Origin of the sequence: Kitasatospora sp. NPDC052896 (assembly GCF_044547075.1) — a bacterium.
In the GTDB taxonomy this organism is placed as follows: domain Bacteria; phylum Actinomycetota; class Actinomycetes; order Streptomycetales; family Streptomycetaceae; genus Kitasatospora.
This window is the reverse complement of record NZ_JBITZU010000032.1, coordinates 44478-69625: the sequence shown is the minus strand read 5'-3', so window position 1 is coordinate 69625 and position 25148 is coordinate 44478. Positions and strand designations below refer to the sequence as shown.

The 25148-nt window shown below is 69.9% G+C and carries 21 protein-coding genes and 4 pseudogenes; 11 read left to right on the top strand and 14 right to left on the bottom strand.

Annotated features, from left to right (window positions below; all coding sequences use genetic code 11):
• Positions 1–425 precede the first annotated feature (425 nt).
• The 4 genes from ACIGXM_RS34335 to ACIGXM_RS34320 are packed head-to-tail and all read right to left on the bottom strand — an operon-like array spanning position 426 to position 4606.
• Entirely contained in the window at positions 426–2198 is a 1773-nt protein-coding gene (locus ACIGXM_RS34335; protein ID WP_396567951.1) for an MOSC domain-containing protein, read from the bottom strand.
• Positions 2199–2231: 33 nt separating this feature from the next.
• The gene (locus tag ACIGXM_RS34330; protein WP_396567949.1) at positions 2232–2945 is read right to left on the bottom strand and encodes an SDR family oxidoreductase; all 714 of its coding nucleotides are present in this window, start codon (positions 2943–2945) and stop codon (positions 2232–2234) included.
• Positions 2946–2998: 53 nt separating this feature from the next.
• The gene (locus tag ACIGXM_RS34325) at positions 2999–3946 is read right to left on the bottom strand and encodes a pyridoxamine 5'-phosphate oxidase family protein (RefSeq protein WP_396567947.1); all 948 of its coding nucleotides are present in this window, start codon (positions 3944–3946) and stop codon (positions 2999–3001) included.
• Positions 3947–4000: 54 nt separating this feature from the next.
• On the bottom strand, positions 4001–4606 hold the full coding sequence (locus ACIGXM_RS34320; RefSeq protein ID WP_396567945.1) for a CGNR zinc finger domain-containing protein: 606 nt from the start codon (positions 4604–4606) through the stop codon (positions 4001–4003).
• 136 nt (positions 4607–4742) lie between these two features.
• Between ACIGXM_RS34320 and ACIGXM_RS34315 the strand changes: the two genes are divergently transcribed.
• From ACIGXM_RS34315 to ACIGXM_RS34305, 3 genes are read left to right on the top strand one after another with little or no spacing between them, the layout of a single operon-like run.
• Positions 4743–5606 carry a DUF427 domain-containing protein gene (locus tag ACIGXM_RS34315; RefSeq protein ID WP_396567943.1) on the top strand — a complete coding sequence of 288 codons (864 nt, stop codon included), beginning with the start codon at positions 4743–4745 and terminating at the stop codon, positions 5604–5606.
• A 60-nt stretch (positions 5607–5666) separates the two neighbouring features.
• Positions 5667–6185 (top strand): CGNR zinc finger domain-containing protein, encoded by a 519-nt coding sequence (locus ACIGXM_RS34310; RefSeq protein ID WP_396567941.1) that lies wholly within the window; start codon positions 5667–5669, stop codon positions 6183–6185.
• Between the two features lie 43 nt (positions 6186–6228).
• Positions 6229–6669 (top strand): VOC family protein, encoded by a 441-nt coding sequence (locus ACIGXM_RS34305; RefSeq protein ID WP_396567939.1) that lies wholly within the window; start codon positions 6229–6231, stop codon positions 6667–6669.
• A 302-nt stretch (positions 6670–6971) separates the two neighbouring features.
• On the opposite strand, the gene ACIGXM_RS34300 is transcribed toward ACIGXM_RS34305, so the two are convergent.
• Positions 6972–7271, bottom strand: a complete 300-nt coding sequence (locus ACIGXM_RS34300) for a hypothetical protein (protein WP_396567937.1) — start codon at positions 7269–7271, stop codon at positions 6972–6974.
• A 61-nt stretch (positions 7272–7332) separates the two neighbouring features.
• Here ACIGXM_RS34300 and ACIGXM_RS34295 point away from each other — a divergent pair.
• A pseudogene (locus tag ACIGXM_RS34295) lies at positions 7333–7878 on the top strand (integrase core domain-containing protein); the annotation flags it as partial.
• A gap of 39 nt (positions 7879–7917) precedes the next feature.
• Here the strand turns inward: ACIGXM_RS34295 and ACIGXM_RS34290 are convergent.
• From ACIGXM_RS34290 to ACIGXM_RS34265, 6 genes and pseudogenes are all read right to left on the bottom strand, one after another.
• A pseudogene (locus tag ACIGXM_RS34290) lies at positions 7918–8145 on the bottom strand (class II aldolase/adducin family protein); the annotation flags it as partial.
• A gap of 32 nt (positions 8146–8177) precedes the next feature.
• Positions 8178–8693: pseudogene (locus ACIGXM_RS34285) on the bottom strand (class II aldolase/adducin family protein); the annotation flags it as partial.
• Complete coding sequence (locus tag ACIGXM_RS34280; RefSeq protein ID WP_396567935.1) at positions 8693–9607, bottom strand: aromatic prenyltransferase; 915 nt, start codon at positions 9605–9607, stop codon at positions 8693–8695. The pseudogene ACIGXM_RS34285 and the gene ACIGXM_RS34280, both read right to left, overlap by 1 nt.
• 75 nt (positions 9608–9682) lie before the next feature.
• Positions 9683–10540, bottom strand: coding sequence for an oxygenase MpaB family protein (locus tag ACIGXM_RS34275; protein WP_396567933.1), 858 nt, complete (start codon positions 10538–10540; stop codon positions 9683–9685).
• Positions 10537–11016 (bottom strand): polyketide cyclase, encoded by a 480-nt coding sequence (locus tag ACIGXM_RS34270; RefSeq protein WP_396567931.1) that lies wholly within the window; start codon positions 11014–11016, stop codon positions 10537–10539. Before ACIGXM_RS34270 ends, ACIGXM_RS34275 begins: the two co-directional genes overlap by 4 nt.
• A gap of 236 nt (positions 11017–11252) precedes the next feature.
• A complete protein-coding gene (locus ACIGXM_RS34265) occupies positions 11253–14474 on the bottom strand; it encodes a glycosyl hydrolase family 18 protein (RefSeq protein ID WP_396567929.1) in 3222 nt (1073 codons plus the stop codon).
• 344 nt (positions 14475–14818) lie between these two features.
• Between ACIGXM_RS34265 and ACIGXM_RS34260 the strand changes: the two genes are divergently transcribed.
• Complete coding sequence (locus ACIGXM_RS34260; protein ID WP_396567927.1) at positions 14819–15049, top strand: anti-sigma factor family protein; 231 nt, start codon at positions 14819–14821, stop codon at positions 15047–15049.
• A gap of 40 nt (positions 15050–15089) precedes the next feature.
• Here ACIGXM_RS34260 and ACIGXM_RS34255 read toward each other — a convergent pair whose 3' ends face one another.
• Positions 15090–15758: an RNA polymerase sigma factor gene (locus ACIGXM_RS34255; protein ID WP_396567925.1), complete on the bottom strand. Its 669-nt coding sequence runs from the start codon at positions 15756–15758 to the stop codon at positions 15090–15092.
• Between the two features lie 406 nt (positions 15759–16164).
• On the opposite strand from ACIGXM_RS34255, the gene ACIGXM_RS34250 reads away from it, so the two are divergent.
• Positions 16165–16587 (top strand): RICIN domain-containing protein, encoded by a 423-nt coding sequence (locus tag ACIGXM_RS34250; protein WP_396567923.1) that lies wholly within the window; start codon positions 16165–16167, stop codon positions 16585–16587.
• Between the two features lie 381 nt (positions 16588–16968).
• Here ACIGXM_RS34250 and ACIGXM_RS34245 read toward each other — a convergent pair whose 3' ends face one another.
• Together ACIGXM_RS34245 and ACIGXM_RS34240 are read right to left on the bottom strand one after the other, a co-directional pair.
• Entirely contained in the window at positions 16969–17397 is a 429-nt protein-coding gene (locus tag ACIGXM_RS34245; protein WP_396567921.1) for a hypothetical protein, read from the bottom strand.
• Positions 17394–20903 carry an ALF repeat-containing protein gene (locus tag ACIGXM_RS34240; RefSeq protein WP_396567919.1) on the bottom strand — a complete coding sequence of 1170 codons (3510 nt, stop codon included), beginning with the start codon at positions 20901–20903 and terminating at the stop codon, positions 17394–17396. Before ACIGXM_RS34240 ends, ACIGXM_RS34245 begins: the two co-directional genes overlap by 4 nt.
• A gap of 469 nt (positions 20904–21372) precedes the next feature.
• Between ACIGXM_RS34240 and ACIGXM_RS34235 the strand changes: the two genes are divergently transcribed.
• The 5 genes and pseudogenes from ACIGXM_RS34235 to ACIGXM_RS34215 all read left to right on the top strand — a co-directional run bounded on the left by ACIGXM_RS34235 (position 21373) and on the right by ACIGXM_RS34215 (position 25079).
• A complete protein-coding gene (locus ACIGXM_RS34235) occupies positions 21373–21888 on the top strand; it encodes a hypothetical protein (protein WP_396567917.1) in 516 nt (171 codons plus the stop codon).
• Between the two features lie 71 nt (positions 21889–21959).
• Positions 21960–23432, top strand: coding sequence for a trypsin-like serine protease (locus ACIGXM_RS34230; RefSeq protein WP_396567915.1), 1473 nt, complete (start codon positions 21960–21962; stop codon positions 23430–23432).
• A 118-nt stretch (positions 23433–23550) separates the two neighbouring features.
• Entirely contained in the window at positions 23551–23757 is a 207-nt protein-coding gene (locus ACIGXM_RS34225) for a ketopantoate reductase family protein (protein WP_396567913.1), read from the top strand.
• Between the two features lie 45 nt (positions 23758–23802).
• On the top strand, positions 23803–23970 hold the full coding sequence (locus ACIGXM_RS34220) for a hypothetical protein (RefSeq protein WP_396567911.1): 168 nt from the start codon (positions 23803–23805) through the stop codon (positions 23968–23970).
• Between the two features lie 81 nt (positions 23971–24051).
• A pseudogene (locus tag ACIGXM_RS34215) lies at positions 24052–25079 on the top strand (integrase core domain-containing protein).
• Positions 25080–25148: the final 69 nt, after the last annotated feature.

Below are 25148 nucleotides of genomic sequence, written 5' to 3'. Positions count from 1 at the left end.
GGAACGGCAACCCCACCGTGCTGCCGCTGCCCTACCTGCGGAATCTGCTGTGGCTGCTCGCCGCGACCGCGGCGGCCACCCTGCTCGCCGAGGCGGTCAGGAGGGCACACCGGTCAGGCCGCTGGCCAAGCCGTCCAAGGCGTGCGAGCAGCCGCCCTCCCCGACCTTCGGCGGGGCCCGACGGCGCTGAAGAGCACCGCGGGCAGCCGGTCGACGTTGCCCGCGAAGACCTCCAGCCCCTCGCCCCGGGTGATGCCCGCGTCGGCCTCGACGCCCGCTTCCGAGCGGCCTATCGTCGCGACTCCCGTCCTGCGGGCCGCACGCGGGCTGGGGAACGTACAACCCGCCGCCAACGCTCCCGTGCGTTCGGGCACACGCTGGTACTGGGCGTGGTCGGGCTCCCTCAGCTCCGTCACGTGTCCCCGTCACATGTCCAGGACGACATCGGTGGCAGGGCTTGCGCAGCAGACGAGCAGCCGCCCTGGAGGCGGGAGTTCGAGGGGATCAGTCCGGTAGACGGCCTCGCCGGAGAGGATCGTGGTGACGCAGGTGTGGCAGACGCCGGTGCGGCATGACCATCGCGTCGGTACGTCGCATGCCTCGGCCAGTTCGAGTAGGGACGGTGCGGTGGCCTCGTTCCATGGCACGGTCAGGCCGCTGCGGACGAAGGTGACCAGCGGGCCGGTGCCCGGTTCGCCTGCTGGTGGGTGCGGTGGGACGTGCGCGGCCGGGGTCAGTCCCGGGTTGATCGGGGCGAGCGTACCGAAGAGCTCGGTGTGGACCGAGGCCGGGTCGAGGCCGAGGTCGACCAGCGCCTTGGTGACGCTCGTCATGAACTGTTCCGGACCGCAGACGTAGGCGGAGGCGTCCGGTGGCAGGCCGAGGCCCGCGAGGATCCGGGGTGAGAGGCGGGCGTGGGTCACGGTGGCGGGCAGTGTCTCCGGGGCAGCGTCGGGGGCGGTGTGGAAGACGAGCTCGTGTGCGGAGTGCAGTGTGTCGAGTAGGGCGTGAGCCTCCTGGGCGAACGCCTGTTGCTCGGTGTTGTGGGCGGTGTGCAGCCACCAGATGTCGCGTTCGCTGCGTTCGGCGGCGAGCTGGTGGAGCATGGCGAGCACGGGGGTGATGCCTACCCCTGCTGAAATGAGCAGGACCGGCTCGTTGCCGGGGGCGAGCACGAACTCGCCGCGTGGTGCTGCGGTATCGATGCGCGCGCCTGCATGGATCTTGGTGTGCAGGTAGCCGCTGACCTGGCCCTCTCGTTTGACGCTGATGCGGTAGGCAGGGCCTCCGGGCGGTGACGAGAGCGAGTAGCTGCGGACCGGTGGCGGGGCGCCGGCCTCCGGGATGCGCACCGTGAGGTACTGGCCCGGCAGTGCGGGTGGCAGCGCGGTGCCGTCCTGGGCGACGAGGTGGATGGATGTGATCGTTGAGCTTTCGGGGACGACGGCCTCGACGCGCAGTGGGCGGAACCCGTTCCAGCCCGGCTCGGTCCCGATCGCCGGAGCGGAGGTTCGGGCATCGGATGGGGCCGACTCGTGCAGCAGGTCTTGGAAGGACTGGCGCCAGCCGGGGCTGAGTGCCGGGATGTCGACGGCTGCCTCCAGCTTGCCGCGGTCCCTGTCCGGTAGGTAGAGCAACGCGTCGATCTCGGCGACGGTGAGTTCGTGCCGTCCGCGCCTGGTGCGGACGATCTCGTCGCCGGCGCGCACCAGGCCCTCGGTGATCACCCTCAGGTAGAAGCCGGGGCGGCCGTGCTGGACCAGTAGGGAAGGCAGGTCGGGCGCGTCGAGTCGCAGGCCCAGCCGGTAACAGGTCACGCGTGGCTGGGTGACTTCGAACTCGGCCTGCCCGATCCGGTAGCGGTCGCCGATGCACACCTCGGCGTCGGCCAGTCCTTCGACGGTGAAGTTCTCGCCGAACATGCCGAATCCGATGTCCTGTGATGAGTCGGCGGGCGCGGATCCGTCGCGGCCGAGGTGGGTTCGCCAGTAGGCGAGGGAGTCGGCCTGGTAGACCAGCACGGCGCGCTGCTCGCCGCCGTGGCCGGCCAGGTCGCCTTGACCGTCGCCGTCGAGGTTGAGCCTGCGGGCCATGACCGGCCCGGCGACCGGGGTCTTCCAGATGCCCGTGTGCACGGTTCTCCCGTGCCAGGACACGTCTTTGGGCATGCCGACGTTGACCGAGAGCAGGCGTGCCATGGTCTGTCAGCTCCTTCTGTGGTCGGTGCCGGCTCAGGTGAGCGGTTCGCCGCCATCGACGCGCAACGTGACGCCGGTCAGGAACGGGTTGGTCATCACGAACAGCACGGCGTCGGCGATGTCCTGCGAGGTTCCAATGCGCCTGGCCGGGTTGTGGGTGCGGAAGTGGTCGAAGTACGCGCGTTTTCCTTCCTCCCCCAGGCTGTCCCACGCGCCGGTGTCGATCACGCCGGGCGAGATCGCGTTCACCCGGATCGGTGCGAGTTCGAGCGCGAGGCATCGGGTGAGGAAGTCGGCTGCGCCGTTGGTGACAGCGACGCCGAGGTAGCCGACTGCGGGCTTGAAGGCCGCGACCCCGGAGAACAGCGTGAACGATCCATCCGATGCGATCTGTGGTGCGAGATGCTTGGCGAGCATCAGCGGGCCGAGGACCTTGGTGTTCATCGAGTTCAGGACCGCGGCACGGTCGAGCTCCCCGAGCACGCCGCGGGCGCGGGCCGAGGCGGTGCTCACGAGATGGTCCACCGGGCCGAGCCGTTGGGCGAATTCGGCGATGGACTGGTCGTCGGTGACGTCGACACGTTCCGCGCGGACGTTTCCTTGATACGCATGCGCGAGTGCCTCGGGGTCCCGTCCGGCGACGGTCACCCGGGCTCCCGCCGCCGTCGCCGATTCGGTGACGGCGCGGGCGATCCCACTGGACCTGCCGATGACGACGACGTGCCGGTCCTCCAGTGTGGCGGCCATGATGGCTGCTCCCTTCATTGTCGGGCGGGTACGGCTGTGAGACTTCGCGGTGGTCAGTCCTTCAGCCGCGGATTGTCTGTTGACGGGTCGACGGAGTCGGAACGGATACGCAGCCCTGGCCCGGTGACGACGGCCGAGGGGCGGAATCGGATCCGACGGCCGGTGGCGCCGTCGTCTCCGGCTGAACCCGGTGCGATCCACTGCAGTTCGGCTGTGCCGGACAGGTGGAGAGTCCCGCCGGTCGCGAAGTCGATGAACAGCATCGAGGCTTCCGGGTTCACGGTGATGTTGCCGAGGCTGTTGAACATGTTGTTGCCTGCGTAGTCCGGCCACCACAGCTCGTCGTCTTCGACGCGCACGAATCCTGGCAGGCCGCCCTTGTGCGAGGTGTCCACGCCTCGGCCGGGATCGAGCGTGCCGAGGAAGAAGGTGTCGGCACTTCGGATGAGCGAGCGGGCCTGGTCCGTCAGGGCGCTGCCGCCCCTCGGCCCACCCGCAACGTCCGCCTGGCCTTGGACGACGGGACTGGAGTCCTCAAGCCGGGTGAGGGTTCGCCGCTGGATGTACGAGGGGCAGTTGCCGAATCCCTGGTCGGCTTCGATCGTCAGGCCGTGCCCGCTGACACCACTTCCCGTGCCGTTCACACGGAAACGTCGGCGGATCGCGAACTCGATGGCGATCAGTCCGACCTGTTGCCCGGCGGGCATCGCGGCGAGCGGATCGGCGGCCGGGAAGGTGGCGTGCACCTCGAGGATGGACCCGTGCGCACGCAGGAAGCCGGCTGGCCCCAGCAAGGGGGAGGTCCACAGCCGCCCTTCCGCGTCACGCGCTGTAACCGCCGCGAACTGGCGCTGAGCGAGGAAGGAGGCAGCTCCTCCGTCCAGATGCGCGGCCGCGAGCATGCCCTCGAGGCGTGCCGCGTCGGCCGAGACGCCCGCGCGTCGCTGCACGTCGAGCTCGCCGGGGTGGAAGAGTCGCCGGCTACCGGTCGTGGCCGCCATGTCAGGTTCCCTTCGCTTCGGCCGGCCCGGCGCACTCCACGTGCGCGGGCCGGGTCACTGCCGGTGCTTCGCCGCGCGCACCTTCTCCTGGTGGCGGGCGACGCGGACCCGGTTGCCGCAGACGTTGCTCGCACACCACTGACGGCGCGATGTCTCGGCAAGGAAGAGCATCGAGCAGGACGGGTTGGCGCACCGGCGCAGCCTCGCCAGCCGGTGCGGCGAGGCGAACAGGTCGATGGTCTCTCGCGCGATGTGGGCGAGCGCCGGGTTGCCGCCGTACTCGGTGTGCCAGCGCACGTCCACGTGCGCCACCCGGTCGACATAGCTGAGCCGGGGAGTACTGGGGACCGAAGCGGCCGTGGTGTTCACGTCCTCGACCGAGATCGGCCGCGGTGCGCGGCCTTCGAGGTGGGCGTCGAACAGATCACGTACCGCTGCCCGTAGGCGCCGCACCGCGGCGGGCACCGGCGTGGGTGATTCGGGCAGGCGCGTCGACTGCAGCGCCCACCAGGCCGCACCGCGCTCCTGCTCGCCGAGCAGGTCCACGGCAGGCTCGACGGCCGTCATCAGCGTGTCGGCCAGGTCGAGCGCGACCAGCGGCTCCCCACCCACCGGGAAGCCGATGCGCTGCACCGCCTCAAGATCAACTGTAATGCTCACGAGCCGATTGTATGCATTGACTCATCCATGCGCAATCGTTGACAGCTGCCTAAGTTGCATGCCTTACCTGACAAGCCTAATGGATTTACCTTCTCGTATCCATTAACTGCGGAGCCCTCAAGGAGCGATCACGGGCTTGTCATGGCAGCAGGGCCCGCTCGGCGGACGAGCGGTCGGCCGATTCCTGGTGGAGCAGCCACTGCCCGAGCGGCTGCTGTTCGCCGAGCCCGCGCGCCGGCGGATGCGCGTGAGGTTCGGCGATGAGTGGGTCGCGGACAGCGAGGACGTCGTGCTCCTGCACGAGCCGGGCCGCTACCCCGTGGCCTACTTCCCGCGCGCCGATGTCAAAGACGGCGTGCTGAGCGGGCCGGAGCGCACGACACGGCACCGCGACCTCGGGGAGACCGCGTGGTTCAGCATGACGGCCGGCGGGCGCACCGTCGAGCGTGCCGCATGGCAGCACACCGCCCTGCCCGGCCACGCGGGGGAACTCGTCGACCGGATCGCGTTCGCATGGCGCGCCATGGACGGGTTCTACGAGGAGGACGAACGCATCGTCGGCCACGCCGCGGACCCCTACCACCGCAACGACATCCGCGCGACGTCGCGGCACCTCGTCGTGCACGACGGCGAGCGCGTCATCGCGGACTCGCACCACCCCTTCGTCCTCTACGAGTCCGGGTTCGCGCCACGCTGGTACGTACCCCGCGAGGACGTCGACGAGTCCGCGCTCACCCCGACCGAGAAGCAGACCTTCTGCCCCTACAAGGGCCTGGCCAGCTACTACGACATCGGCGAACACAAGGGCGCCGCGTGGTCGTACCTGGACGCGTGGCCCGAGGTGCGCCGCGTGCGCGGGCTCATCTCCTTCGAGCCCGACGAGATCGAGGTCCACCTCGACGGCAGAAGGCTCCAGCTGGCACCCGGGCAATCGGTGACCGCGCACGGCATCGACCGCGGCCTTGACCCCGAGGAGATCCAGGCACATGGCGCCAAGTAGGCGGTGCGGACGTCCACTCCAACGGCGATGTAACCTGACATCGACAATTAGGAGGTTAGGATGGGGCTGGTTACGCCAGGCGACGAGCTGATGATGCTCGAACTCCTCAACAGCACCCCCATGGTCGCCGGCGAGCCACGCGACGAACTCGAAGGGCCGAGCGGTACACGGCGCTGGCTCGCCGCACACGGCCAGAAGGGCAGCGTCGAGGAGGCGAAGACACTGCTCGAACTGCGACCGCTCCTCCAGGAGGTCGTGCGCGGGACGAAGCGCTCATCCGTACTGGCTCCCTTCATCGCCGATGTGGGCTGCGCGGCCCGCCTCACCACCGAAGGGATCGCATGGAACCTTGCACTCCCACCTGGACGCAGCGCCGCGGCCCGGATCGTGCTGGCATGGGACGAGCTGAGGCGTTCGAGCCCCGGACGGCTGCGCCCCTGCGCGAATCCCGAGTGCCGTCGGTTCCTGATCGACCACAGCAAGCCGAACAGCGCGCGGTGGTGCTCGATGGCGATATGCGGGAACCGGATGAAGGCACGTCGTCACCACCACAAGAGCCGCGAGGCCGTACAGAAGTAGCACCGTCACCGCAGCAGAGCATGGGAAGCGAAAGGCTGACGAAATGACTGAAACGACCTATGCACTGGAAGTCGTCGTACTGCCGGTGCACGATGTGGACCGCTCACTCGAGTTCTACCGTGACAAGGTCGGATTCCCCCTCGACGTCGACTACGCGCCGAGCGCCGACTTCCGAGTCATCCAACTCACCCCACCCGGTTCGAGCTGTTCCGTGCAGTTCGGAACCGGCCTGACCGACGCCGCGGCCGGCTCGGCCCCTCGCATGCACCTGGTCGTCGCCGACATCGAACAGGCCAGGGACGAGCTGACGGCGCGCGGGGTGGACGTCGGCGAGATCCGGCACAAGACGCCGCTGGACACCTGGGCCGGAGCGCTCGCGCCCGGCGTCGACGCCGCACGTCGCGACTACGCCAGTTTCGCCGAGTTCGCCGACCCGGACGGCAACACCTGGGTGCTCCAGGAGCGTGGCCACCCGAGCGCCTGACCTCTGGTTGGATCCGGCGCCCGGTGGGGCGTGGATCACGATGCCCGTTGCGGGCCCGATCGCGCAGTGCGCCCCGCGCGGCCGGGGGGGGTGTGGCGCTGACCCGCGCCGGATCGTCGCCGCCGCTGGCGTGCGCCCCGCTCAGCCAGGGGTGTGTCCGTCACCATGAAACAGCTCTCCAAGTATTTGGAGTGTGCCCCGGACTGCCGGGGGTGTGCCGTACTTGAAGCGCAGGCGGGCGGGCTCGCCCGCCTCGTGACCTGGACCGGGCTCTTGGCTCAGCATTCCCGGCCCGGGCGGCTTCACAGGAGGTCGGCCGAGGGGTGGCGGTGCAGGGCGTACCAGAGGATGGGCGGCGCGTCGCGTGCGGCGGCGGCGGCGGGTGCAGGGTGGGCTGCGCCTGCGGCGGCGAGGTTGCGCAGGAGCGATGGTGAGGGTTGGGGGATCTCCCCGAAGTCTTCGTCGTCCTCGCAGACAGGCAGTTGGTGGACGACGGCAGCGATCCGCGGTGGGAGGCGGACATCGAGCCCCTCGTGGCAGCGGGCGATGATGTCGTCGCGGACATGGGCGGGCAGGAGACTGTTGCCGAGCAACGCCGGCACGGCGCCGGGGCGAGGGTATGCGGCGAGCTTCTCGGCCTCGTCGCGCCACCAGTCAGCGTCCGCCGTCGACTTCTTCCACCTCGACACGATGCTCGGCCAGCGCCTTTACGCGCTGGCGTACCTCGAACACCGTACCCGTCGGCTACACATCGCCGGCGTCACCGCCCACCCCACCCAACAGTGGGCGGTGCAGCAGGCCCGGAAGGTGACCGCCGACCTCGGCCAGCGTGTGGAGTCCCCGCGGTTCCTGCTGCGCGACCGCGACAGCAAGTACGGGCAGCCGTTCGACGCCGTCTTCGAGGCCGAGGAGATGGAGATCCTGAAGAGCGCGGCGTGGGCTCCCCGAATGAACGCCCACTGCGAGCGCGTGATCGGGAGCATCCGGCGTGAGGCCCTGGACCATGTCCTCATCGTGAACGAGGCCCACGCCCGGCAGGTCCTGGCCACCTACCAGCGGCACTACAACGAGCACCGGCCACATCGAGCACGGAACCAGCTACCGCCAGGCGCCCACGAGCAGCCCGCCACAGGCGATCTCGAACGCCGCAGGCTCCTCCGCACCCGCGTCCTCGGCGGCGTCATCAACAAATACCGATACGCGGCTTGACCAGCAGCGATGACTTTCCGAGCCACACACGGTCCTGTGTCAACTGGCCGGTAGGGGAGCGGGAAGGGCCCGGCCGAGGAGTCGGCGCGCGGATGCGTAGCCGACCTGATGGGTTCCGATCTGACTCGCTGTGATCCTGGCCACCTCGTCGTCGAGGCGGACCGGGTTGCCGGCCGCCTCGGCGAGGAGGCTGATGCGGCAGCAGGTGTCGAAGATCGTGAACCACCACACGGCGGCTTCGAGCGTCTCGGCCACGGCCACCAGGCCGTGGTTCTGGAGGTGATCCCCTTGTGCGGCCCGAGAGCGGCAGCGATGCGTTTGCCCTCGGCCCGGTCGAAGACGATCCCGGTGAAGTCGTCGAAGACCACGTGGTCCTCGAAGAACGCGGTGTGGTCCTGGGTGATGGGCTCCAGGAGTCGGCCCAGACTGGAGTAGGCGCGACCGTGGTCGGTGTGCAGGTGGATGACGGCCTGCGCATCGGGCCGGGAAGCGTGGATCTCGGCGTGGATGGCGAAGGCCGCCAGATTGACGACTCCCGCTCCGTCGAGGGTGTCGCCGGTCGGCCCGTGGGAGCGGATGAGCTTTCCCGGTGTCATCTGGCCGAAGGGGATGTCGATGGGGTTGGTCCAGAACGTGTCCGGGTGTTGCGGATCGCGGACGGTGATGATGCCGGCGATGCCCTCGTCGAATCCGAGCGCGGAGAAGTGCCAGAACGCCCGGGAGAGCGTGTCGAGCAGGTGCCGACGCTCGTCGTCAGGACTGTCGAAGGCCGACTGCGGACGGAACTGGTTGTCGGCGGGCTCAGTGGTCGGCATCAGGTCCACATCTCCGCGGATTGGTCGCCGGTGTGCTCTTCCCACCTGGTGAGCAGGGATCGGATGTCGCCGCGGTACTGCCGTTCGGTCTTCACGTACGGGCCTCTCTGCCCGAAGGACCAGCCGAGGACGTTGAACTCGTTCTGCGCACGAGTGGGAACGTCTGCGAAGAACGCCTCCAGACGGGCGGGAAGCGGCGGCAGTCCCGCCGCGGGAACGTCCATGACGGAGAACCCGCAGTCCAGCGCGCGGCCGTCGGCGGGGTCGACGGACAGCGCCACGCAGTGGTCGCGAGAGATGTGCTTGATGACCGTCTCCGCGAGTTCTTCCGGTACGGGAGCCGCACCGGTCGTGGCGACCAGCGCTGTCAGGCTGTCGTGGCTGAGCGGGCCGGGGACATCGAAGTCGAGGACGACCGTGTTGTAGCGCCAGTCGATCGCGGCGAAGCTGATGTCATGCAGGCCCCGCTCCCGGAACTCCTCCACCCGGCGCGTGATCGGTTGCGGAACGGAGGGGGCGGTGAGGATCTCGGCCTGCGGGCGGCGGGAGCCGAAGTAGATCCACGTCTTCGTCAGCCCGAAGTCCGAGTCGAACGCGTACGAGTGCAGGGTTTTGCCGCCGTACAGTTGGGACCAGGAGGCAGCGAGCGCCGCGAGGGGATGGTTCTCGCTGAGCAGTCCCGCGTCGATGGCACGGGTCAAGGTGTTCACGCGCGAGGGAGGGAACAGCCGGAACGAGAGCGGGTCGCCGCTGCGGTCGGTGCACCGCCACAGCACGGTTCCGGTGCGGAAGTCCCGCCGAAATGTCTCGAAGGCCCGTTCGGCGATCCGCGGGTCGACGGGAGCAGCGACAATCGCGGCGGCCCGCGTGAGATCGGTGCCGAACCTCTCGCAGCTGTACCCGTTGTGATCCATCGTGGTGGCTCCTTCCACGGAGTGCGGCGCCATCGGCTGAGGCGCGCTGGGCGATCAGGTGTTGGGGATCGGCTCTCACGGCGAGTGCTTGCCGGCGGCCCCACCTCGGGTCCTACGCCATCCAGCGCGGGCGCGCGGGTGGTAGCGGTGTTGGCGGGGCAGGCACGTGAAGGCCTTGTGGACGAGCCATCCGGCTCGGCGGTGCCACCGTTCGTCCCGGGTGGTCCAGGCAAGGCCGAGGCGCCGGCGGATCACGGGGTCGTAGAGGCCTGTGGTGATCCAGGTGAGGAACCGGGCGCACAGCCGCCACGCCCGGTCCCACAGCGGGCGGGGAACCCACCGCAGCGACCGTGGCGGCTCCAACTCCCGTAGGTCGAGCACGTATCCGGCCGCGGGCGTGTCCTCCAACACGTCCGCGCACATGTGGTCCCAGTACGTCTGGAATGCCGCCCACGATTCCGGCACCGGCCGCATGGTCAGCCCGTACAGCCGGTACCAGCTGATGTGCTCGGTGAACAGTCGTTCCCGCTCGTTCTCGGTGACGCCGCCCATGAACCTGTCGCCGAACCGGACCATGGTCATGAAGAAGACGGCGTGTGCCCAGTAGAACGTGTCGGGGGCGAGCGCGTGGTAGCGGCGTCCGGCCGCATCGAGCCCGGCCAGGCTGTGGTGGTAGGAGACTACTTTGGCCGCGGTGTCGGCGGCTTGCGGTCCGTCATAAACCACGCCGAGGACCGGGTAGAAGGAGCGCAGCACTCGCGACCAGCGTTCTTCGAAGAACCGGGAGTGCTGCTCCACGGCGGCGCCGATGCCGGGATGCATGTTCTGCATCGACCCTACCCACAAGGTGACCAGCAGGTTCCTCCAGTCCCCAAACAGCCGCCACGTCACCGAGTCCGGCCCGAGTGTGACAGGTTCGGTCTGCCTTCTCATCTCGCCCCCTCCCCCGCTCCGGGTAGCTGCTGCAGACCGAGGAGCTTCTCCAAGCCGGCGCGGCCGTGCCGCATCGTCAGCGCGTGGTTGTGGCGAAACGCCGGCTTCGCCACAGGAGCCAGAGCCCGCAGCAGAGGTTTGACTGCGGTGCACTCCTGCGTGATCTGAACGGCGCTCACTCCGCCCTCCCGGTCGGCGACAACGAAGTCGATCCAGCCGCGGATGTCCCCGTCCAGAGCGAGCCGGAAATGCCCGTCCTGCGCGTCCCGTACCGTGAAGGTGTGCGTCACGACCAGGGAATAGGGGAGAGTCGAGCGGAGGGTCATCTCGAAGCTTTCATCACCAAAGCGGTTGACCACCCGGTAGTCGGGCCACCACAGCGGAAACCTTTCAAGAGCGGTGAGCGCTTCAAACACCGGCCGCTTGGGCCACGGCACGATCCAGTTGACATCGAATCGGTAGAAGTTCAGTGGCATCGGCGATGTACTCCTGTCATGGAGATCTATCCACATGCAGATCATTCTTGGCTTTCCAGTTCGCCGACGATGGCGTCGATGCCCTCGGCGCAGACATTGCCGATGAACCGATTGTTGCCGACGAATTCAGCGTGACGTTCAACGAGTTCCGCTCGGCAAGGGGCTGGAAGGCCGCGGCGTTCATGCCCCGCCCGCGGGGTCCACGCCGGTCGGGCGTGGACCCCGTCGGCGTCGGCTCAGCCGATGCCGGTGGCCGCGTTGACCAGGGTGGTCGTCGGGTCGTCGGACTCAAGGGAGTACATCATGATGCCGGCGAGGCCCTTGTCGCCGATGTACTGTCGCTTGAAGGCCAGCGACTGCGGACTTTCGATGCTCCAGAAGTTGGTTCCGTCGTAGATCCAGGAGCTGTCCGTGGTCTGGTCGAAGAACATGTTGGCGGTCTTGATCTTGCCCGCCGCTTTCAGTTCCTTGTAGTCCGCCACTCCCGGCTGGGCGGAGTAGGTGAACGCAGCCGTGGGCCCGGTCACGCTCTGGTAAAGCCCGTGGGTGGCTTCGCCCGCGGGTACCCCGGTCCAGCCCCGACCGTACAGCGGCACGCCGAGGACCATCTTGTCGGCGGGAAAGCCCCGCTGGAGAAGGGCGTTCACGGAGGCGTCCACCGTGAACCCCGTACCGGTCGCCGGACTGGACGGCGAATCGTACAGCGGCGCCTGGGCGTTGGTCGGACCGTGCGTGTCGAACGCGCCGTGGTAGTCGTATGCCTCGACGTTGCCGAAGTCGAGGTACTGGCTCATGGCAGCGGGCTGGATCGCGGCGATGTTGGCCGGGCCGGCGGGCAGGACAGCCGTCGTCAGGTAGTGCTTCCCGCCACCCAGGGCGTTCAGCTGGGTGCGGAACTCCTCCAACAGGGCGACGTAGTTCGCGCCGTCCTGCGGCGAGTAGAAGTTGCCGACGTGCCCGAGGTCGGTGCCCGGGAACTCCCAGTCCAGGTCGAAGCCGTCGAAGATGCCCGCGGCCGCACCCGGGCCGCCGGCCGGGTCGGGGGCCAGCTGGGGCAGGTTGCCCTTGATGTACATGTCGATGCACGAGCTGACGAACTTCTGCCGGAATGCCGGCGTCGCCGCGACCTTGGAGAAGTACTTCGAGTAGGTGTATCCGCCGAGCGACACCAGGATCTTCAGGTTCGGGTACTTGGCCTTCAGCTCCTTGAGCTGCTGGAAGTTGCCCCGCAAGGGCTGGCTGTAAGTGTCTGCCTTGCCGTTGACGCTGTTGGCGGCGGTGTACTCCTTCTGGTAGTCGGCGTACGCGTCGGAGGACCCGTCATTGCCGGAGGCGCTGTTCGGGTCGCTCACCGACGGCTTGTTGGCCGCGAAGCAGGTCAGGTTGACCGGGTCGATATTCTCGAACGCGTAGTTCAGAACCGTCAGCTTGCCGGCGATGCCCTGAGTGTCCAGGTTCTTCGGGTAGAAGGCGTTGGCGTAGGTCGACCAGCTCGTGTAGTAGGCGATCCGCTGGGCGGGCTTGCCGGGGTTCGGCGGCAGCACCGTCAAGTCCTCGAAGGAGGACGTTCCGCCGCCGCCGGCGGAGTCGTCGGGCCCGTCGTGGTCGGCGACCGGCGAGCCGCTGGGGTCGAAGGGCGTGTAGAACCAGTCCTGGTTCGGCTGGAAGTTGCAGGTGTAGACGTCCAGGTAGCCCTGGTCCGGGTTCTGCGGGTTGCCCGCGATGTCCAGGCAGAGGCTGTGGTCCAGGACGCTGGAGAACACAGTCGTGCCGTTGTCCTGCGGTTCGGGCTGCCAGCGCTGGCTCGGCTGCCCGGTGCAGTTGTAGATCACCAGTTCCCGTCCGCTGGAGGCCGAGGTGCTGTTGTGGATGTCCAGGCACCTGCCGCTGCCCAGCCCCTGGAAGGACACCGACGAGTCAGGATGGGGCACCACGCTCCAGCCCTGGTTGGCCAGGAGGTCGCGGTGGTAGGAGACGACCGGCGAGTCGTTGGTCGTCGCGCCGCCCGACACGTCCATGATCCCGCCGTCCCCGATGGACTCCAGCGCGATCGGGGTCGGCGGCGGGGTGTCGAGCGGAACGTTCGCCTTCGAGGGGGTGTGGGCCGGTGTGAAGATGAACCGCTCGTTCGGCGTGTTGTCGCAGGAGTAGAGGATCGCGTTCGTCTTGTTGTTCGGATCGGTCTGGCCGCCGGCGAGGTTCATACACAGGTCGGGCAGGAACGCGCTCTGGAACTCGTACTGGCTGTTACCCAGGTAGAGCGGGATCCAGCGCTGGCTCGCCTGGCCAGTGCAGTCGTACAGCGACAGCGTGGTGCCCGACCCCGGGTGCTGGCCGCTGTTGGTGATGTCGATGCAGCGACCGCTCTGCGTCCCCTGGAAGCTCACCTCTTCAGCAGGCGTGTCAGTGTAGAAGTTCACGTTCCAGCTCTGGTTGGCCCCGATGTTGCGGTCATAGCTGACGATCGGGGTCAGGTTCGCGGTGCCCTGCCGGTCGGCGTCGAGCACTCCGCCGGCCTGCATGTTCTCGATCACCTGGGGCGCCGGCGCTCCGGTCGGCGAGGTGAACAGCTGGGTCGGCTCGGCCGCCGCGCGGATCGGCCCGAGCCCGACTGCGTAGTGGTCGGCCGAGGCGCCGTTCAAGCGCTCGGCCACGGCGGGGGCTGCGCCGGTGGTGTAGATGGCGTAGTCGTACTCGCCGCCCGACTGGTGGGTCGGCAGACCGGTGGCCGCGCGTGCCGCGCCGGCGGGCGGCGCCAGCGTGCTGGGATCCCGGTTGAAGTCGCCGATGGCGGCCCAGGCCTCGCGCAGGTTCCGCCCGTTCACAAAGGCCCTGATCGCGTTGATCAGCGCGGGGGCGTCGGCGCCGTGGTCGGAGGACCGGGCGTGGACGTCGAAGTACCAGGTGGTGCCGATCAGCAGACCCAGCGTCGCCCGGCCGCCGGCCGGATTGGGAATCGCCGCGACGGCGGCGGCCGCCTGGTGCGTGACGATGGCCAGGTTGTTCCGGCCGCCCCGGTAGGTCGGCTGCCCGGTGGTGCGGCTGGAGTTGGGATCAGTCTGGAGAAAGTAGACCTCCAGGTTGGTCAAGCCGCTGCGCCACTGCGTGTGCGTCACCTGGTTCGCCACCCCGGTGTTCGGCAGGTTGACGGCGTTCGCGTTGGCCAGCTGCGCCGCGGTGATGACCGTCGGCGTCGTTCCGGGGGCCAGGGTGGGCGGCGTGGGCCCCGCCTCCTGGAGCACGACGATATCGGCCCTCCTGGCGTAGCCGGCGACCACCGTCGTCCACTTGCTGTCGCCACCGGAGGTGGCACCCTGCAGGTTGTACGTGATGACCGGGCGATCGCCCAGCGTGGCGACAGCCGGCGTGGCGGTCAGCACGCTGGCCGCGCCTGCCAGGCACATCGCCAGCAGCACGGCGACCGACCGCTTCCTCCTGCCGGTCCTCGATCTGAACACCGGGCTCCCCTCCCCTTTGATCCGAGTCAGACCACCGCATCGTTCACCGGCCGGATGCGGTACCGGATCGGCACACGTCTCCGGCCACCGCGCGGTGGCCTCGGGACCGCCGCCATGGCACGGTCCGCAGGAGTAGTCCCGCCACCCGGCTCAGCGTTACAGCACCGGCACCGGGGCACTCAGGTCCGCTGCGCGCAGCGCATGTCCGACACCCGCGGGGATCGGGCACCCAGGACCTCGCCCCGGCCTGGCCCTGCGACGGAAAAGCCCGGGCGGCGTCGCGCGCCCGACTTCCCCTGTGTTCCAATGAGGTCAGGCCATCGAGCTGAAGGGACGGGATGGGCGTGGACTGCGACGAGTTCGTCGAGTTGGTCACGGCTTTCCTCGACGGAGCCCTGTCCGAGGCCGATGAAGCGCGGTTCGTCGAACACCTGACGGCATGTGACGGGTGTGAGGTCTACCTGGAACAGTTCCGGCAGACCATCGACGCCCTCGGTGAACTGCCCGCGGCCAGCCTGTCGGGGCCGGCGCGAGACCAACTGCTGGCCGCCTTCCGCGGATTCAAGCGTGGGTGATCGACCGCTCCGACGGTAGGGGCCTCGGAACGCCGTCACCTCATGCCAGGTCGTCGGACTCCGCCGCGACGACGGTGGCGAAGTAGGACTCGAGCCGGGCGCGTACCACGGCCCGTGCCCGGTGCAGGATGACGCGTTGGTTGCCGGGGGAGATTTTCAGCATGTCGCAGACCTCGTCGGAGGTGTGACCCTCGATGTCGCGCAGCGTCACCACGATCCGGTGGCGGTCGGACAGCGCGGCCAAGGCCGCGGCGATGACGCCTCGAACCTCGGCGTTCAGCGCGGCGCTCTCCGGCAGCGTCCAGGGCTTTGGTTTCTCTCCCGATCTCCAGTGCCCCGGATACTGATCGTCGTCCGACCGGAATCGGGACGGGTCGACCGTGGGCCCTTCGTCCTCGGGCAGCAGACTGCTGAATGGCAGGGTGCGGCTCTCCTTCGTGCCCCGGGTCTTCGCGATGTTCACCAGGATCCGGAACACCCACGTCTTCAGCGAAGCCCGTCCCTCGAAGCCGCCAATGCCTCGGATCACGCCGAGCCAGGCTTCCTGCACCACTTCCTCAGCCGATTCGTTCGTGGACACGAACGAGCGGGCCAGTCGCAGCATCGACGGCGACCAGGCGTCGAGGAGCAGCTGGAAGGCCGTCTCGTCGCCGTCGCGAAGACGCTGTATCAGGGCGTCGTCGGACGGCAGACGGAGTGTGTGTCCCACGAAGGCTCCTCCTGTCCGATAGCGAACCAGCTCCAGGCAGGATAGCCATCTCGCCCTGTCTCCACGGTCACGGTTAGCGCTTCGTAAGAGGTCGGCGATCCAGCGTGTCAGCGACCAGTACGGAGCCCCCGGGTGCGGCCACCTGACGGAAAATCAACTTGCCGCACCACGTCGCCAAGTTCGACCTCGGCGACTCCCGACCTGCTGCGGGCGATGGTGAAGACCTTCGCCGAGGCGAGGATGTCCGCCGGCCTCGTCGTCCTCGCGGGAGATCCGACCGGGGCGAGAGCTGTAACGCCCGGCCCGCAGGCAGCACTGAACCTGCATCGCCCCGGCCGGCGGCCGGGTCACGACCGGCCCAACCGCCGACGGATCTTCAGCACCGCTGCTCCCAGTGGGGATCGCCATGCTTGGTGTGCGGGCCCGATCCAGCGACCGTCGGCCCGGCAAGAGCCGCCTCCGGGCGGTGTACCGCTCGGGTGCCGTGGCCGCGACCGCGATGGCGCTCGCCGGCGTCCTGCCAGCGTCCGCGGCCCACGCTGACGGCACGCTCGTGGCCCAGTACACGGGGATCATCCGCAACTGGGCCTCCGGAGACTGCCTGGACGCGTTCGCCAACGTCAACCCGTGCTACGACAACGGGACCGGCGCCTGGCAGCGGTGGACGATCCTGACGAGCCTCGACGGGTCCGAGTACTACATCCAGAACGCCCACACTGGACAGTGCCTCGACAACGGCAATCCAGGGCGCCGGGGTGGGCCGCCCAGTCCACGCCCGGCAGCATGGTGTCCGGGTTGTGCCGGCCGGACCCGTCGGCGAGATAGGTGATCGTCGTCTCGCCGAGGATGAGGCGATCGGCCGAGTACAGCATTGCGGTGTCCTTTTCGTGGTCCAAAGTGGCCGAAGGTGCGCGGCCACGGGCGTGGGTGCGCGGCGGCGGCCGTCCTGGAGCCCGACGAGGCCATCACCGATCCGGCCGCCGGCCGGGACGGCGCCGCCGCGTGACCGGTCCGCCGCTGCGGCCGGTTCGGCACCGGACGCGAGGCATCGGCCCCGGCTGGTCCGGGAACCCGCCGACGACGTACGGGGCGACGGCCCGCACCACGTGGTGCAAGCCGTCGCCCCGCTGCGCGAGTTCCCCGTCGCCGCACGGAATCCCGGGCCGGAGCAGGGGTTCGGGCTCGTGGCGCGAGCCTTCCGCGACCGGCTTCAGGCGGACTTCCTGAGCAGGTACTTGCTCCCGGAGCCCTCGTCGATCGGGAGGTAGATCCCGCCCCGGGCGCCCTCGTCCGTGATCAGCACCCGGACCCCGATCCGGCCTTCCGCCGTGCTCAGCACGAGCTTGAGTTCCTGGTCGCCCAGGCTCGGCTTCGGCTCCAGTGTCCAGGAGCCGTCACCGGTGAAGGGGTGGATCGGCAGGTTGTCGGGTGTCGAGAAGTCGGTCGGCAGATCGGCGGCGGTGAGGGTGCCGTCCGGGTGCAGCGTCAGCCGCGCACCCTGCGTACTGGCCCAGGAGCCGACCACCTGCTCTGGCGTGGCCCGGCCGCCCGTGGCACCGGGCACCAGGAACACGGCGGCGATCAGCCCCGCGATCCCGAGCGCGCCAACGAGCAGCACGATCGCCAGCCGTTTCCTCATCGCAGGCTCACCTCCTCGGTCCAGGTGACGGTCTGGGTCCTGGTGGACATCGGGCCGCCGACCCAGTCGGCCAGGCTGTTGACCGGTCCGCCGACCCAGGTGTCCCAGGCGTCACGGAACACGGGAGGGTGCACGAGCGAATTGAACGTCGTGTCGTTCTTGATCCTGACCTCCACCTGGGCCGTCCCGCGCTGGTCGTCGCGACCGACAACCTTATAGGAGTAGTCGTAGGATCCGATGAAGACTGAGCTGGCACTGCCGGACTTGCCGCCACTGGTCTTCCCGTCCAGCCAACCCGAGATGCCGAAGGTCTGGACGTCGAGCGCATCCGACAGGAGTCGGGGCACCCCCTCCTGGCCGAGAACGCTGTAACCGTCCTTGTCCGAGGTCAGACCCTTGGCGATGCCCTCCCTGATCCGGCCGCGGACCACGTCCATCGAGTGGTCCTTGCGGAGTTCCTCGGTGAACTTGTCGCCCGCCTTGTAGTCCACCTGGCGATCGCCGAGTCCGAGCACCCACTGGAAGCCGAGCTGGAACGCGCTCGGCTTGGGCCGCTCCGCGATCGGTCCGTTGCGCATCATCTCGGCGAGCATCTCCAGGTACTCCCGCTGCGACTGCGCGGGCGACTTCTCCTGATCCTTCGCCTCCTGCGCCCGGCGTTCCTCGTCCTTGCGGCGCTGCTCCTCCTGCCGCCGCCGCTCCTGCCACTCCTCCAGCGCCTTGGCGTCGTAGGCCTCGCGGGCTTCCTTCGCTGCCGCGCTCGCGGCGTTGGCGTCCTTGCCCGCCGCCAGCGCCGAGTTGCGCGCCGCCGTGGCCGCGCCCCAGGCTGCTGCGGCCGAGGCGTTCGCCCGCTCGGCCGAGAGCCCGGCCCGGACCGCCGAGTAGGCCGCGCGGCCGGCGTCCCGATCGGCCGCCACCTGCGCGGTGGCAGCCGACTTGGCCGCCTGCTGAGCCTGGGCGGCCGATTGCTCGGCCTGCTGGGCGGACTGCTTGGCCTGGGCCTGGTAGCCGGCGGCCCGGTCGGCCGAGTCGCGGGCCTGGCGGGAGTACCCGTCGGCCTCGGTGGCGGCCTGCCGGGCGACGGCGGCCGCCCGCCCGGCCTCGGCCGCGCTCTGCTGCGCACCGTCGGCGACCGCAGCCGATTCGGCGATGACCTGCTGGACCCGGGCGACGTGGGTGGCCGCCAACTGGTCCTTGCGCGCGGCCTGGTACTGGCCGACGGTGACGAACGCGTGCACCATCTGCGGCGGCCCGGCGAGCGCGATCCGGGCGGCCGCCTGGACCTCCGGGCCGCCACTGCTCACCAGCTGGACGGCCCGCACCCGGTCGTCGTTGAGCTGGGCCACGAACTGACCGTTGGTCAGGAACTCGCGCAGCGCGTCGGGGCTGTTGTCCTTGAGGGCGGCCTGACCGGCCTCCTTGACGCCCCGCTCACCGGTGCCGACGATCTGCACGACGCGCACCCGGTAGTCGTTGGCAGCGGCCTGGTGCTGGCCGCTGTCGAGGAACCGCGCGATCCCGGCGGCGTCACCCTGGAGCGCGGCGTCGGCGGCCGAACGGATCGCGGCCGAGTCGGCGTCGCTCGCCAGGCGGTTGACCCGGTCCCGCTGGTCGCGGCCCGCTGCCTCAGTCCGACCGGTGCGCAGGTAGTCGACGACCTCCTGGTCCGTACCGCCGAGCGCCGCCTTTGCAGCGGCCTGCTGCCACGCGCCGCGGGTCCGCAGATCCCGCAGGGCGACCTTGCGCCCGTCAGCGGCCGACTGGCGCGGGTCCGCCGCTGGCTTGGCGGCCTCGGCGGCCAGGCGATTGGCCTCCTGGTCGAGCCGCTCGGCCTCGGCGGCGGCACCGTCCGTCTCGGCGACTTGCCGCTGGTAGTCCGTCTGGGCGTCCCTGGCCTGCTCGACGGCCTCCGCCGTGCGGGAGCCGAGGTCCTCGGACTCGGTCTTCCGGGCCAGCTCCTGGATCGTGCGGGCCTGTGCCACGGCCGCGCTCGCGGCGTCGGCGGACTGCTGGGCGGCGGCGGCCTGATCGGTGGCCAGCTTGGCGTCCGCCCCCGCGTCCGCGCCGCGCCGCGCGGCCTCGTCGGCCGCCTTGGCGGCCGCGTCGGCGTGCCCGGCGGCGGAGTTGGCCGCGTCCCGCGCCGCGTAGGCGGCGCTCGCGGCTTCGGCGGCCAGCGACTTGGCGGCGCCGGCCGCGCGGGTGGCCTCGCCGGCATGCCGCCGGGCGGTGTCCGCGGCCTGCTTCGCCCGTGCCGCATGGGCACCGGACTTGCCGGCCAGGTTGCCGGCGGTGTCGGCCGCGTCCGCGGCCGCGGCGGCGTTGGCCCCGGCACCGGCGGCCGCGTCGGCGGCGTCACCGGCGGCCGCGGCTGCCTTCCCGGCCTGGTCGGCCGCCTCGGCGGCCAGCCGGGCGCCATTGGCGGCACGGCGGGCCAGATCCGCGTCCCGGTTGGCCGCCGCGGCCTCACCCTGGCGGGAGGCCGCCGCGGCGGCCGACGAACGGGCGGCGGAGGCGGCGTTCGCGGCACCCGCCGCGGCCGATGCCGCCTGGGCCGCGGCACTGGCCGCCACCCGGGCCGAGGCGTTCGCCGCCTGGGCCGCACCGATCGCCGTCCGGGCGGCCTCCGCGGCCTTGACGGTGGCGTCGGCGGCCCGACCCGCCGCGTTCGCGGCCCGGCTCGAATCATCCTTCGCCGCCGCGGTCTCCGCCGCCGCCTGGGCGGCGGCCTGCTTGGCCAGCGCGGCCGCGCCGACCGCGCGCTCCGAGGCGTCCTTGGCCGCCTCCGTCTCCCGGACGGCCTGTGCCCCGGCATCCTTCGCCTGCTGCGCCAACTGCTCGATCGTGGCCCGCTCCTGATCCCGGGCCTGGGCCACGTAGCGGCCCACCCGCAGGAACTCCCTGACGTCGTCGATCGAGCCGTTGACAGCCACCTTGGCCGCGGCCTGCACCGCCGGTCCGCCGCTGCTCATCAGCTGGATCAACTGGACCCGGTCGTCGTTGTCCCGGGCCGTGTACTGGCCCGTCGAGAGGAACGCCCGGACGTCCTCGATACCGGAGTTGAGCGCGGCCTGCCCGGCCAGCTGCACGCCCCGGCCGCCGGCGCTGACGATCTGGACGGCCCGCACCCGCTGGTCCTGCTCCAGCGGGGCCTGCCAGCCACTGGCCAGGAAGGTGCGCAGGTCCGCCGGGGACCCGGCGAGCGCCTGCTGCGCGGCCGCCCGGACGCCGCGGCCACCCGAGCTGAACAACTGGACCGTGGCAACCCGGTCGTCGCTCAGCTCGGCGATCGCCCGCTCGCTGTCGAGGAAGCGTTTGACGTCCTGATCGGTGCCGGCCAGGGCGGCCTCCGCGGCGGCCTTGACTCCGGGCCCACCCGAGACCCAGAGCGCGACGACCCGGCCGCGGTCGGTCGCCGGCACCGTGCCGGGCGCCGTCTCCTCGCTGCCGTCCGCCGCCTCGGCCGGGGCCGCGCCCAGCAGCCCCGGCAGCAGTGTCAGCGGCAGCAAGCCGACCCCCAAGGCACGGATGCCCGGACGCCGGGTCCCCCTCGCCCTCGTCGTTCCCGATACCCCTCTACGCACCAGGCGGACCTCTCTCATCTCTTGGCGGTGACCCGTTGGCACTCGGAGCCCGCGGTGTGGAGACCGCTGCCACGACGGGAACGGGCAGGAGCCGCCGGCGCGGGAGTAAAGCCGAGCCAGGGTCTACGAGAAACCGCGGAAAGGGCGCTCCGACGGAAGGCGTCGACATGCGCACGAGTGCGTCGGCAGGACCGGATCGGTCTTCTCGAGTCCATTTCCGCGGCTGCCCGAAAAGCTATCACCAGCCGCCGGTCGCGATTGAGATGAATGGGCCGTGATCCGCGTCACGTAAATTGATATTTCATTCCCATGGTACTTTCTTTGCCAAAACTTTGTGATGGGTGCTCAGCTTCGGCCGGGCCGACCGGTCACAGGACCCCGAAAGGATGATCTGGTGACACTTCGTGTGCGTGGACTGCTGGCGGCCGGTGCCGCGTCAGCCGCCGTGCTCGTGGCGGGTACCGTCACGCTGGCGGCCGCCGACAGCGGACCCGGCGCTCCCGCGAAGCCGGCCGCCCAGGCCGCCGACAGCGCTGCCCCGCCCTCGGCGGTGGAGGACTTCGGGTATCCCGGCGCTGCCAGGATCCTCAAGGAGAAGGGCATTTCACTGAAGCGGGGAGACGGCCGCATCCTGCTGGACGACTGCACCGGCAAGGAGAACATCCAGGTGCTGACCCGGACCAGCGCCGAAGGGAAGGTCTGCTTCCGGGTCGTGGGCAAGACCGGCTACCTCGCCCTGGAAGTGCCCGAGGTCTTCGCGTTGCAGACCCAGGAGCGCGCGATTCAGGCCAAGCTCACCGCCGAGGGCAAGACCCAGGTGCTCGACGTGCCCAAGGACCAGATCAAGGGTGTCGGCGAGGGCATCGGCGCGGCGCCGACGGTCCTGGTCGAACTCCGCGTCACTGCCTGACCCCCCCGCGCGTCAGGACTCCTCCACACCGGCCGAGGCCACCAGTTCACATGCAAAGGACCACCAGCCCCATGATGTCCACTCCGGCCCGCACCGCGCGAGCGACCGGCCTCGCCGTCGCGGTCATCGCGGCCGGCGCACTGACCGCCACCCCCGCCGCTGCCGTCGTCGGCGACCAAACCCCCGACGGGACGTACGCGTTCACCGCGAAGCTCGACATCGGCGCGGGCACGCGCGCCTGCACGGGCGTGCTCGTCGACCCGTCCTGGGTGCTGACCGCCGCGAGCTGCTTCACCGACGACCCCGGCCAGGCGGCGAGCCTGTCGGCCGGCGCGCCCAAGGACCGCACGACCGCTGTCGTCGCGGGCACCGGCACGGACGTCGTCAGCCTGGTTCCGCGCCAGGATCGCGACCTGGTCCTGGCCAAGCTCGCCCGCCCCGTCTTCGGCACCGCCCCCGCCACCCTGGCCAACGCCCCGGCCACCGCGGGCGACGCCCTGCGCGCGGCCGGCTGGGGCCGCACCAAGGACGAGTGGGTCCCGGACCGCCCGCACACCGGCACCACCGCCGTCGACTCCGTCGATGCCACCACCATCGGTATCACCCCCAAGAGCGCGGCCGGGGCGATCTGCAAGGGCGACGCCGGCGCTCCCGTGCTGCACGAGAGGAACGGCGGCGTCGAGCTGGCCGCCGTCGCCACCCGCTCCTGGCAGGGCGGCTGCCTCGACGAGACCGAAACCCGCACCGGCGCCGTCGCCAGCCGCGTCGACGACCTCACGGGCTGGGTCAACTCCGCACTCTCCCAGGGCGGACCGCTCCTCGCCCCCGGCACCAGGATCGCCTCCGGGCAGTCCGTGGCCGGCAAGGACCTGCAGCTCACCATGCGGGCCGACGGCAACCTCACCGTCACCCACCGCGGCATCCCCGGCGGCATCCTGTGGAGCACCGGTACCGGCGGACACCCCGGCGCCTGCGCCCAGATGCAGACCGACGGCAACTTCGTCGTCTACACCACGGACGGCAACCCATCGGCCGCCACCGGCGCCCTGTGGACCAGCCAGACCTACCCCCACCCCGGCGCCTACCTACGTCTGCAGGACGACGGCAACATCGTCATGTACCAGAAGGACGGTCCCGAGAACTCCACCGGCGCCCTGTGGAACAGCGGCACCCTGCGCGAGAGCAGCACCGTCCCCTCCAACACCCCCATCTGGAGCACCCGCTGGATGGAGGCGAAGTCCACCGTGCTGGAGATGCAGCAGGACGGCAACCTCGTCCTCTACCGCAAGAGCGACGGCACCCCGCTGTGGAGCAGCAACACCGCCGGCAACCCCGGTGCCTGGCTGGCCGTGCAGTCCGACGGCAACCTCGTCGTCTACCGCGCCGGTGGAGGCGGCGGCACCGGCGCCCTCTGGTCCTCGGGCACCTTCTGGTCACCCGGCGCCTACCTGAAGCTCCAGGACGACGGCAACCTCGTCGTCTACAAGAAGGACGGCGGCGAAGGCACCGGCGGCGCCATCTGGAGCACCAACACCTTCGCCTGACAGCATCCCGAGCCCGCCACCGCATCGCCGTACGGCGGGTGGCCGCAGCCCCGGGCCCAGCAAACACCCTTGCCGGGCCCGGGCCCTGCCCGCTGAGCCGCGCGAGCACGACCGGGGAATGCCGCAAGATCGACTCCTGACCTACGGCGCTCGTGGCGGCTGGCCCGATCCCCGCCTGGACGAGGTGCACCGCGCGCTGAGCGGCGCCGGGTTCGACACCGAGCTGTCCTCGGACATCACCGCCGCCATGTGGTCCAAATGGGTCTTCATCGCGAGCCTCGGCGCGGTCAACATGTGCCGTTCGGATACTCATCGGTGCTGCTAGGAGTGGGTCTGGCGCGCCGTCACGGCCTGCTGGAACCCTGTCCGGGTGATCGTCTCACTGGTGTATCAGGTGGCGCGGAAGCTGCTGTCGGTTCCGGCGGTGCTGCTGCGCCGGGACGCGGCCAAGGACGCCGAACTGCTGGTGCTACAGCATGAGAACGCGGTGCTGCGCAGGCAACTCTGCCCTTGCCGAGAACCCCATCCGTGCTGGTGAGGGCGGTTTCGGTGTCGGGCAGGGGCTGCTCAGGTCGGCGCTCTGGCGGAGCCGGCGGTCACCTCGGCATGATGATCGGCTGTGCTGCTGAGACTGGCATATCTGGGTGTGACGAACACGTTCGCGATGCTGCGGCTGCTGCCGATGAGCGACCGCGAGAAGGACGTGGAGATCCTGGCCCTGCGCCATCAGATCACCGTGCTGGAACGGCAGCTGAACGGAGTGCGGGTCCGCTTCGAAGCGAGCGACCGGGCATTCCTCGCAGCCCTGCTCCACGGTTTGCCGACCCAGGTGCTGCGTCGGATGCGGCTGCTGGTGCGGCCGGACACCGTGCTGCGCTGGCATCGTGACCTGGTCGCCCGTCGTCATGCCGAGCGGTCCCGGCCCAAGCGCGGAGGTCGACCGCGGACCGTGCGCTCGGTCCGCGCCCTGGTCCTGTGCCTGGCCACCTTCACGGTCCGGGAGATCCTCAAGGACGCCGGCATCCCGCCGGCACCCGAGCGAGCCTCGAGCACCTGGGCGGACTTCCTGCGTTCCCAGGCCGACGCGCTCCTCGCGTGCGACTTCTTCGAGACGGTCACCCTGTCCGGGGCCGCTTGTACGTGTTCGCGGTGATCGAGCACACGAGCCGGCGGATCTAGGTCCTGGGCGCGACCGCGCATCCGACCGCAGCCTGGGTGACGCAGACAGCGAAGAACCTCGTCATGGACCTCGAGGGCGCCGGCTGCCGGGCCCGCTACCTGATCCGCGACCGGGACGGGAAGTTCCCCGACCTGTTCGACGCCATCCTGCAGGACGCGGGCATCGAGGTCGTGCTCAGCGGCATCCGGATACCGAGAATGAACTCCATCATGGAACGCTGGGTGCAGACCTGCCGGCATGAGCTGCTGGACCGCACGCTGGTCTGGGATCAGCGCCACCTCATGCACGCGCTGCGCGAGTTCGAGCGCTTCTACAACGGGCACCGGCCGCACCAGGGCATCGCGAACGCCCGCCCGCTCCACCCACTCCCCCAACCGATCAGCGACCCCGAGCAGATCACCCGCCTCGACATACGCAGACGCGACCGACTCGGCGGCCTACTCCACGAATACCAACATGCCGCTTGACCAGGCCGGATGAGGTTTTCGGCAAGGGCAAGATCTTGGTGGCTAATTCTAAGTTCCTTGCGATGATTA

What these genes read in the sequence shown, in the direction of transcription:
- ACIGXM_RS34330 (WP_396567949.1), bottom strand. Translation starts at nt 2,945, where the DNA reads ATGGCCGCCACACTGGAGGACCGGCACGTCGTCGTCATCGGCAGGTCC.
- ACIGXM_RS34250 (WP_396567923.1), top strand. Translation starts at nt 16,165, where the DNA reads ATGCTTGGTGTGCGGGCCCGATCCAGCGACCGTCGGCCCGGCAAGAGC.
- ACIGXM_RS34270 (WP_396567931.1), bottom strand. Translation starts at nt 11,016, where the DNA reads ATGCCACTGAACTTCTACCGATTCGATGTCAACTGGATCGTGCCGTGG.
- ACIGXM_RS34245 (WP_396567921.1), bottom strand. Translation starts at nt 17,397, where the DNA reads ATGAGGAAACGGCTGGCGATCGTGCTGCTCGTTGGCGCGCTCGGGATC.
- ACIGXM_RS34225 (WP_396567913.1), top strand. Translation starts at nt 23,551, where the DNA reads ATGCCGCAAGATCGACTCCTGACCTACGGCGCTCGTGGCGGCTGGCCC.
- ACIGXM_RS34310 (WP_396567941.1), top strand. Translation starts at nt 5,667, where the DNA reads ATGGGGCTGGTTACGCCAGGCGACGAGCTGATGATGCTCGAACTCCTC.
- ACIGXM_RS34335 (WP_396567951.1), bottom strand. Translation starts at nt 2,198, where the DNA reads ATGGCACGCCTGCTCTCGGTCAACGTCGGCATGCCCAAAGACGTGTCC.
- ACIGXM_RS34230 (WP_396567915.1), top strand. Translation starts at nt 21,960, where the DNA reads ATGATGTCCACTCCGGCCCGCACCGCGCGAGCGACCGGCCTCGCCGTC.
- ACIGXM_RS34275 (WP_396567933.1), bottom strand. Translation starts at nt 10,540, where the DNA reads ATGAGAAGGCAGACCGAACCTGTCACACTCGGGCCGGACTCGGTGACG.
- ACIGXM_RS34325 (WP_396567947.1), bottom strand. Translation starts at nt 3,946, where the DNA reads ATGGCGGCCACGACCGGTAGCCGGCGACTCTTCCACCCCGGCGAGCTC.
- ACIGXM_RS34280 (WP_396567935.1), bottom strand. Translation starts at nt 9,607, where the DNA reads ATGGATCACAACGGGTACAGCTGCGAGAGGTTCGGCACCGATCTCACG.
- ACIGXM_RS34305 (WP_396567939.1), top strand. Translation starts at nt 6,229, where the DNA reads ATGACTGAAACGACCTATGCACTGGAAGTCGTCGTACTGCCGGTGCAC.